This window comes from Prosthecobacter gellanilyticus (assembly GCF_007992435.1).
Lineage (GTDB): Bacteria > Verrucomicrobiota > Verrucomicrobiia > Verrucomicrobiales > Verrucomicrobiaceae > Prosthecobacter > Prosthecobacter gellanilyticus.
This window is the reverse complement of the sequence record NZ_BKAG01000094.1, coordinates 1-9,167: the sequence shown is the minus strand read 5'-3', so window position 1 is coordinate 9,167 and position 9,167 is coordinate 1. Positions and strand designations below refer to the sequence as shown.

Here is a 9,167-nt window from a genome sequence, read left to right as displayed (position 1 = left end):
ATGCGGGATCAGCATGCCGGGCTCGGAGAATCCAGGACCGCCAGCAGGCCGAAAGTCACCCCCCGGAAACAAAAGCGGCCCCGGCATCGCTGCCGGAGCCTACAAGGCAGGTGAACGGGTGCATGTCTTGTGCACAGCTCGTTCGACTCAATCCCAGGCTACATTTTCGCGCACATGGGCCGGTTGCCGCCAGGACAGCCATTGTTCCATTTCCGGCATGCATTGCTAGAGACTCTTTGGGCAGCAGAAGTCTTCACAAGAACTTAAGAATAGCGCTAAGAACGCGGATGTGCTTCAACGTGGAGCACCTTCCGCATCGCCCAACGCAGCAAGCCATGAGCAAGAAACCGAAGCCCTCCCAAGACTCCACCGATGACATCGAATCCGAGTTCAGCCGTCTCTTCTGGGCGGCCAGGAAGGAGCAGACTGCTCGTGAGAAAGCAGCGTCCGCGAATGATCCTGCAACCAAGGTCGCTATCGATTTTGCGGATGCTCAAGGCTTGGATTGGGCAAAAAAACTGATCCATGCAAGTCGGTTCGAAAGAATAGGAGAATATGAGAAAGCTCACAAGCTATTGACGGAGATTCAGCCAGCGATCCCTGGACAGTGGCAGGGACTGCTTTACTACATCCGAGGCACTGTATTTCATGGAGACGGGAAACTTGATGAAGCGATCACAGACTATCAAAGGGCTCTCGACGATCCGAGATACGACAGGCCTGGAAACGCTTGGTTTACGATCGGTCATGCGCTCTCCGACAAGGGAGAGTTGGACGCAGCGCTCAAAGCCTACCATAATGCTTTTAATGATCCCAACTTCGACACACCTGGAGATGTATGGTATAGTATAGGCTACGATTTGTCCGAAAAGGGGGAGCAGACCGAGGCCATCAAGGCCTATTATAAGGCTCTCAACGATCCAAAATACGAGGAGCCAGGTTCAGCATGGCATAACATCGCTGTCGCACTGTCTGAAAAGGGTGACCTGGAGAAGGCTATTAAGGCCTACCGCGAGGCCCTCAAGGAGCCGAAACACAGGTGGGCTGCAAAAACTTGGGCGAACCTTGCTCAAGTGTATGTAGAGGCCGGTAAGCCGCAAGATGCAGAGACTGCGTTTAGTCATGCTCTATCCTCTCCTGATCCACAAGGCGGCGACCATGCACGAGCCCGGCTCGGCTTGCAGATTCTCCTATCCAATATCACGACACAGGCCCTCTCTCCGGACGATCGTGCTATGGTGGACAAACCCACGGCGAGCACTGCACCTGCTACTATCGAGGACTCCATCATTGCCGCTATCAACGAGGCTGGTGACACACAGTATGAGAAATACCTCGCCAAGCCTAACTCCAAGCGTGACGATACGCTGAGCATCTTGCGCGGCTGGAGCAGTGCCGTTACGCTTTTGGAAGGATCAGAGCGGCGCTGGCGCGGAGGCGGCTATTTCCTGAAGTGGCGTGGCTTTGGCATTGTGATCGATCCAGGCTTCGACTTCTTGCGCAATTTCCACGATGCTGGCTACCATGGCCGGGAGATCCAGGCGGTGGTGGTGAGTCACAATCATCCTGATCACAACAGTGATCTCAAAGATATCGATGACCTCCGCTACGAGCTATACAAGCGTCGCGCCGCTGACAAGTCAGTGGGCGGAGGACTGCCCTACGTTTTGCTTTGGGATCAAGACACAGAGCATGCGACGAAATTTGCGATCGAAAAACCGCAGCACCAGCATCCGCCGATCGTGATGCCCAGTGGTTTTCCCCAATCAGTCAATCTAGCCAAGCATGACGCAAAGGTGCCCGTGCGCGTGACGCCTTTCAAAGTGAACCACGGAAGCGATGTACAGCATGCGATGGGCATGATGGTGGAGTTGCTCGACAAGAAAGGAAAGACCGCTTTGCGCATCGGCTACACGGCGGACACGGCCTATTTTGAGGATCTCCACAAGCATCTCGAAAAGTGTGACATACTCATCGCGCATATTAGCCAGCCGAGTATTGAGGAACTGAAAGACCCGTCGAAATTTAAAGACACACATTTGGGTTATCGCGGCACTGCTAAATTGCTAAGGGAGTGCCAGCCGAAGCTCGCCCTCATCGGCGAGTTCTGGGCAGGCTTCACAGACCTGCGCATTCCCCTGGTCAAGGGCTTGCGTCTGCACTCAGGCCTGAAGAACGTCTTGCCTGCGGGCCTGTCCATGCATCTCCGTCTGCCATCCTTGGACATCGAATGCACGGAGTGCCGTAAACCGACACCCTTCACTGACATCAAGGTAGCCCCGCCCACGGACAACTTCGGTAGTCTGGCCTATCTTTGCCCAGGTTGCATGATTGGTTAGAGTCAGCCGGATGAAGAGGCTCCGTCAGGCCGTCTCAGGGGGCTCGAGAATACAAGGTTATTCCCTTTGTCCTTTAGACTATGAAGCAGGCCAAATTCCCTCTCGATCTAGCCGAGTCGCAATCACAGCTCTGTTCACTTCAAACTTGTTTGCTGCCAAATCGCAGAATGCATCTCGCATTGCTGGCGTTTGTTGGCTTCGGTTTGTGTCGAGTTGTTTTGCTTCTTGGAGGAAAGAGATAAGCTCCTTTTTGGGGACTAGGAGTGCGCCTGCAAACTCATTCGCTTCTTGTTCGATTTTGTAGATGGACCCGTCGTAATCCTTGGTCCAACGAGCATAGGATTCGACGCACGAAAAAGATTCTTCCTTTGGCAGGTCGCGATGGAGAAAATAATGACCTATCTCATGCGCAACAGAAAAGCGAAGTCGCCGGGCCCGCCAGTCAAAGCTGGCATCCCAAGCTTCATATTCATCAGCATCCACATAGATCGATTTGAAGTCGGCACTGATCGCTGCAGCAGTTCTAAATTTTGCATCGAGCCCGCGAATGGAGATAAAGTCTAACTTCAAATCTAAATCAGCAAACCTGACGACATCGACCACAGTTGGGTGTGTGCGGAGAGTTGCATATTGGTTTCGGATCTCTTCTACGCGGGCTCGAATTGTTTTCATATTACTTTGCCGGAACTGGTTCTACATCGGGAGTGTGGAGTTTTTTGAGCTCTTCAATAAACTCTGTTAGCTCCTCTGGAGACAGGTTGTCTCCCCGAGCATTTCGGAAGAACGCAGGTGCTACCCGGAGAAACTTGGAATTGCCCGCAAGATCAGGTGGCAGTTCATTCCGGGCCAGTAGGGCCTTATCCAAAAACTCTTGCCGAGTAGTCCCTTCCAAGCTGAAAAAGGCAGCGAGCCTTTCCAAGATGTTAAGATCTCCTGGTGGGGGATTAATGCCACGCTCGACCTTGCTCCAGTTACTGGGATCAAGCCCAAGCTTAGAGCAGAATTCGCGTAGCGTAACACGCTGGGAAATGCGAAGGTCTTTGACATAGGTGGAGAACATTGTGATGACGGAGGATCGATGGTGAGATGATTTCCACACCTCCTCCCAAGATCGAAGTTAACGGGGGAACAAGGATGCTTGAGACGGTCAGAAGAGGTATGAAGAAGAATTGCATTCCTCTTGTTATCATTGGGAGTGACAGCAAGCGTGGTTGGAAAATGCAAACGACCTAACGTGGACTGATTCTCGCCTGGCATCATTGGAAGTGACGAGTGGGTAGGAGAAGCAGGGTAAGGGGTTGGTAACAGGCGGTATAATGCGCCTGTGGTAAAAAATAACCACACCTTCTCGCACTTTGCAAATATATTCTTTTGAACACCATCTTTGGTGCTGCCAAATCGCTCCGTGGGTTTAGAGTTCCAGAAGACTGTAGTTCAACTCTAATAACGTTTGGCCGAGTCGATCCCTAATGGACAGATCGAAGGTGAGAACTCTCTGAATTATTATGCGATAAGACATCTTGTCAGTCCCATCTGGCCCGGAGCAGAAGGTCTGAGGGATTTTGATTGATCATCTCGACGCCCCTACCTCCCACCCTTCGCGGCCTGGTCGAAGAGCTTTTTCAGGCGGGCGTTGAAGGCTAGGTGCCTCTCGAGATCGAGGGTGTCGGGGCCGAAGGTGGTGAGTTCGGTGATGCGCTTTTTGCCGTCGGTGTAGAGGACTTCGACCTTGGCGTATTTTTCAAAGGGGAGCTGGGGGCATGTCCAGAAGGTGATGACGGTGCCGTCTTCCACCTTGCGCTTTTCCCAGGCGCAGTCGTGGCTTTCACCATCGATGGTTAGGCTGGTCTTGCCTTCTTCCAGGAGCTGGCCGGGCTTGGGCTTTTCCTTGGAGAGGTCGTAGTGGATGGGGCGGACGGACACGAGCTCGTCTCCGCGGGCCATGATGATCGTCACACCTTCATAGGAACCATCCGAACCGGTGGACAGCATGATGGTGGAAGGGGTGGGCGTGGCCTTGCCGTCTTCATAGTCCGTGTTCGTATACTCGGCGAAGTCGCCGGGGACCATCTCCATACCTTTGCCTGGCCGGACTTGCGGAGCCTGGGCCCAGGTCATCGCCGGGACGAGCAGGGTGATGAATACGGCGGCGACAACGACGATCGGGAAAGCGGGCTTCATGGTGAGAGACGGAGAAGGTGGATGAATTCGAACTCCGTGGATGAGAACCTGGGCGGCAGGGTTTGTTCAATGCGGATGTGTGCTGGCAACAGTGAGCCTCCTTGAAGCTTCACTGACGGGCGTTTTGCGAGACCCGCCTTCCCAGGCACTTTCCTGAAATTAGCGCCACCGCTATATCAAAAAATAGCGTGATATTGACATATATTGGTCGACTTTTGGAGGGTTTCTCACATAAGCTACAGCGTTAATTCAAAAAATGACTAAATTTTGACATATGGAAATCTCCGCCTTCCAATCTGGCCAGTATGAGCAGCGCCTGGAATACAAGGCATTTCTGCCTGCGAAGGTGTGTCATGAATGGGTGGTGTCTGACGCTGAGCTAACAGATCTGCTGGGACGGGCGGACCGTGCGCTGGGTGAGCTGAATGCATTTGCCCAGCTGATCCCGGACGTTGATTTTTTCATCCGCATGCATGTGGCCAAGGAGGCCACGCAGTCGAGCCGCATTGAAGGCACTCAGACAAACATTGAAGATGCCTTCAAGGAGGAGTCGGACCTGAAACCTGAGGAGCGGGATGACTGGGCGGAGGTGCAGAATTACATCCAGGCCATAAACTTTGCGATCGATGAACTGGAACGACTGCCTCTCTCCAACCGTCTGCTGCGACAGACGCATGAGGTGTTGCTGGCCGGAGTGCGTGGCAGGCATAAGCAGCCGGGAGAGTTCCGCGTGAGCCAGAACTGGATCGGAGTGAGCCTGAAGAACGCCGTCTTTGTGCCGCCGCATCATGAGCATGTGGTGGAGCTCATGAGTGATCTGGAGCAGTTGCTGCATGCGGAGCATCTCTTTGCTCATCCGCTGCTGCGCATCGCCATCTGCCACTACCAGTTTGAGACCATCCACCCCTTCCTGGATGGAAACGGGCGGCTGGGGCGGCTGATGATCTCTCTCTACCTCGCATCCGAGGGACTGCTGACGAAGCCCGCGCTCTACCTTTCGGACTACTTTGAGAGAAACAAGACGGCCTATGTGGACCACCTGATGGCGGTGAGACATGGGAATCATCTGCGTGAGTGGCTGGTGTTTTTTCTCTTTGGCGTGGAAGAGACGGCGCGGGCCTCTGCGGGAATCTTTCGTGCCATCTTGCAGTTGAAGCAGCGCATCGATGCGGAGGTGATGCCGCGCTTCAGCCACCGGCGGCTCATCACCGCGCAGGCTCTGATGCGGAGTCTCTACGCCCAGCCGGTGACGGATGTGAAAAGAGCCGCGCAGATTACCGGCACCACGGTGAACACGGCGGCGGCCATCATGAGCGAGCTGGTAGAGGCAGGCATCCTCCAGGAAGTCACAGGCATGCGGCGCAACCGTCTCTTTGTTTTCCAGCCCTACCTCGCCCTCTTCAAGTAAGGTCATGACAGCAGGGGCGGCAGAGGAGAAATAGCTTTTTGTTAGGCCAAAGGGCCAAAACGTGCCGAAAACACCGATTTTCACGCTGTCCAAAGGGTCCGCTTGGGTCCGGTGACGAAGGGGGCGGGGCGTGGTGAGATGGCGGCACCTCACTCTTCACTCCTTCCCACCTGCGATATCTGCGGGCTGTGCGCGGCACGATGCTGCGCGGGCTTTCCGGCGAATCTCTCGCCTCGGCCCTGGATGCTTTCGAATCCGGCAACCTCCGCGCGGCGGCCCTGCTCTGGCAGAGCATGTGCCAGCGGGATGATGTGATCAGCAGCGTGAAGGCGAAGCGCGAAAAGAGCGTGAGCCGCCGTGACTGGCAGGTCCTGACCACGGATGACAGCGCGGAGGCCAAGGCCCAGGCGAAGATTCTGGAGGATTTTTGGAACAGCATCCGCGTGGTGAATGCCTTTGACCGCAACCAGCGCGGTGGTTTCGCCCTGTTGGTTCGGCAGATGATGGAGGCGGCGTCCTTCAAATACGCGGTGCATCATCTCGTGTGGCAGCCGGCGGCGCTGCAGCTCGGCTGCACCTTTGAGTATGTGCCGCTGCACTTCTTTGAAAACCTCAACGGCAGCCTGCGCTTCTGCCCCACGGGCATGGAATACGAAGGCCAGGAGATGAAGCCCGGCGAGTGGCTCATTACCACGGGTGATGGGCTGATGGTGGCCGGAAGCATCGGCTACTTCTGCAAGCGGAACGCGCTGGCGGACTGGATGGCTTTCAGTGACAAATTTGGCATGCCGGGCATCCTGGCGCGCACCTCGCAGGGGAAGGAAACACCCGGCGGCATGGCCATGGCGGAGGCGGCGGAAAGTTTTGGCCAGGACTGGGCCGCGGTGCTGTATGGAGATGACGGCAGTGGGAAGATCGATCTCATCCAGGCCAGCGGCGGCGCCACGCTGCCCTTTCCATCGCTCATTGAGAGAGTGGACCGCCGAATGGCCGCGCTGTGGCGTGGCGCGGATCTCAGCAGCATGAGCAGCGGCAGCGGCCAGGGCACCGGCGCGAGCCTCCAGGGCAGCGAGACGGACCTCATCGAGCAAGACGATGCGCTGAACATCAGCGAGCGCCTGAACGAGATCGAGCAAACCGTATTGCAATGGTGGTTCGGCCCGGACGTGAAGGTGAAAGCCTATGTGCGCCTCGTGGTCCCGCAGAGCGAGGACCTGCGCCTGCTCATCAGCGCCATCGAAAGCCTCGTGAAACTCGGCGCGCCTATTTCGATTCCGGATGTGATGGAGAGGTTTGGCTTTGCCATGCCGAAGGCCGGGGAGGCGCTGCTGGGGGCTTCCGAGACGAGACACGGAGAGCCCTTCGCCAAGGCTTCGGACTCCACGGACTCAGAGGGCGGCTAAAGCCTGGACTCCAACGTGTGCATGCGTGGCTCGTGGGAGGTGCGATGACAGGTGTTGGAGTGAAGCCTTTAGGCGATCTGGGCACGCTGGAGGTGGAGTCCTTTTAGTTAGGCGGGCCTTCAAGCCGAAGACGTGGGCACGAGAGCCCCGAAGTCAGGAACAACACATCAAAACGATCGCTCGGAGTGCTGCGGACTGAAGTCCGCGCTCCGTCAAGCCAACGGCGAACCGAGAACCGAGAACAATTTTTCAACGACCATGAATACCGAACACATCATCTGCCTCATCCTTGCCTTCGCCTTTCTGGGGCTGGCGCTTTGGATCATCACGGACAATCTGCGCTGCGTGCGCCGTATCGATGCGGAGATGCAGCGGCGGCGGGACAAGCGCACGCGGATCAATGCGCGGGCACCGGAGCATCCGCTGCTGTTTGCACCGGGTGTGCAGATCCGGGTGAATGCGGACGGCACGCTGCCGGAGTGGATCCAGATCGCGCCTTTCGGTGAATGGCCCACACGCGATGGCCGCGCGGTGCAGCGCTTTCATGCGGAGGCGGCGGAGCAGATCATCTCATGGTTTAACTTCTGGCCGCGCCGCATCGCCCGCCTGGCGCACATCCAGGCCGTGAAGGTGTGGGTCGGTCATCCGGACTTCGCGCCGGAGGAGTGGCCGGAGCGCATCGAGCTCGGCAGCATCACGGAGCTTAGCGCGGACGAGCAGGGCCTGAATGCCCGCGTGAGCTGGGCCGCAGGAGCTCTCACGCATGTCACGAAGCATCGCTTCCCCAGCGTGGCGTGGGATTGTGATGTCATCGGCGATGGCATCGAGGTTCCCGCCCTGCTCTGGAGCGTGGGCATGTGGCATCAGCCTAACATCAAGAGTGTCAAGGCGGTGATCAATGCGCTCTCGGACGATGAAGGAGAGGGTGAACTCGAGGCTGAGGAGAATGCGGAGGTTGATGGAGATGAAGAGGATTCCATTGAAGACGCGGAGACGCGGAGACTGGGAGACTGGGAGACGCGGAGACCACGGAAGCCTCCTTCGCTAAAGCTTCGGAGCCCACGGAAGAACCAAAGAGTGACGGCATGCTGGGGAAGATCCTGGAGGCGCTGAAGGGCGCGGGGATCACTCGGGATGGGGATGATGAGAATACCGTGCTGGGTGCTGTCGGCTCACTGATTCAGAGCATCGCGTGGAAGCGTGAGGAGGCGGCGCGGCAGAGCAGGCTGGCCACGGAGCTGCGCACGGCTTTGCACCCCATCGTGGATGTGGAGGACATGCCAGACCGCTATCTGCCGGAGCAGGCGGTGGCGCAGCTGAATGCGCTGGTCAGCGAGCGTGCGGCCATGAAGAGCCTCATCGCCACGCTGAGCGCGGAGCGTGATCTCATGCACAACTCCCGGGTGAATGGAGCCATCGCCCATGCACTGGAGACAGGCCGCATCACCAAGGCGGATGAGGATGAGGAGCGTGCGGAGCTGAACGCGGACTTTGACCAGGCTTTCAATCGCCTCAGCGCCTTTCGCGTCCAGCTCAATGGCCAGCCTTTGAACCTTGGTGGTCACAAGCCTGCGCTCATGGAGGCTGCGGAGCGCATGACGAGGCTGAATGCCTGGCTGGATGATTATCAAACCACGCATGGTTGCAGCCGCGACACGGCGTGGAAGGCCAGCGAGACGGATCCACAGATGCGCGGGATTCATGAGGCGATGAAGGCGGCGGACTGCCTGAGAGAAGGCTGAAGACACGGAGAGGGAAGACGCGGAGACACGGAGGTCCAAGAGCCAAGAAGAAGGGCCTACGGAACACACGGAAGACACGGAAAAGGACCAAGCC

The 9,167-nt window shown here is 56.9% G+C and carries 8 protein-coding genes; 5 read left to right on the top strand and 3 right to left on the bottom strand.

Annotated features, from left to right (window positions below):
* Nucleotides 1-335 precede the first annotated feature (335 nt).
* Nucleotides 336-2,339 (top strand): tetratricopeptide repeat protein, encoded by a 2,004-nt coding sequence (locus BGE01nite_RS28235; RefSeq protein WP_170267136.1) that lies wholly within the window; start codon nt 336-338, stop codon nt 2,337-2,339.
* Nucleotides 2,340-2,417: 78 nt separating this feature from the next.
* Here the strand turns inward: BGE01nite_RS28235 and BGE01nite_RS28230 are convergent, their stop codons facing one another.
* The 3 genes from BGE01nite_RS28230 to BGE01nite_RS28225 all read right to left on the bottom strand — a co-directional run bounded on the left by BGE01nite_RS28230 (nt 2,418) and on the right by BGE01nite_RS28225 (nt 4,520).
* The gene (locus BGE01nite_RS28230; RefSeq protein ID WP_146856211.1) at nt 2,418-3,011 is read right to left on the bottom strand and encodes an ImmA/IrrE family metallo-endopeptidase; all 594 of its coding nucleotides are present in this window, start codon (nt 3,009-3,011) and stop codon (nt 2,418-2,420) included.
* A 1-nt stretch (nt 3,012) separates the two neighbouring features.
* The gene (locus BGE01nite_RS29970; protein ID WP_425485727.1) at nt 3,013-3,399 is read right to left on the bottom strand and encodes a helix-turn-helix domain-containing protein; all 387 of its coding nucleotides are present in this window, start codon (nt 3,397-3,399) and stop codon (nt 3,013-3,015) included.
* Between the two features lie 524 nt (nt 3,400-3,923).
* Nucleotides 3,924-4,520 carry a hypothetical protein gene (locus BGE01nite_RS28225; protein ID WP_146856209.1) on the bottom strand — a complete coding sequence of 199 codons (597 nt, stop codon included), beginning with the start codon at nt 4,518-4,520 and terminating at the stop codon, nt 3,924-3,926.
* Between the two features lie 274 nt (nt 4,521-4,794).
* Here BGE01nite_RS28225 and BGE01nite_RS28220 point away from each other — a divergent pair, with 274 nt between their 5' ends.
* From BGE01nite_RS28220 to BGE01nite_RS28205, 4 genes are all read left to right on the top strand, one after another.
* Nucleotides 4,795-5,928, top strand: a complete 1,134-nt coding sequence (locus BGE01nite_RS28220; RefSeq protein WP_146856207.1) for a Fic family protein — start codon at nt 4,795-4,797, stop codon at nt 5,926-5,928.
* Nucleotides 5,929-6,128: 200 nt separating this feature from the next.
* Complete coding sequence (locus BGE01nite_RS28215) at nt 6,129-7,331, top strand: phage portal protein family protein (RefSeq protein ID WP_218033126.1); 1,203 nt, start codon at nt 6,129-6,131, stop codon at nt 7,329-7,331.
* Between the two features lie 258 nt (nt 7,332-7,589).
* Entirely contained in the window at nt 7,590-8,444 is an 855-nt protein-coding gene (locus tag BGE01nite_RS28210) for a hypothetical protein (protein WP_146856203.1), read from the top strand.
* Nucleotides 8,417-9,073 carry a hypothetical protein gene (locus BGE01nite_RS28205; protein ID WP_146856201.1) on the top strand — a complete coding sequence of 219 codons (657 nt, stop codon included), beginning with the start codon at nt 8,417-8,419 and terminating at the stop codon, nt 9,071-9,073. The genes BGE01nite_RS28210 and BGE01nite_RS28205 overlap by 28 nt, the downstream gene beginning before the upstream one ends.
* Nucleotides 9,074-9,167: the final 94 nt, after the last annotated feature.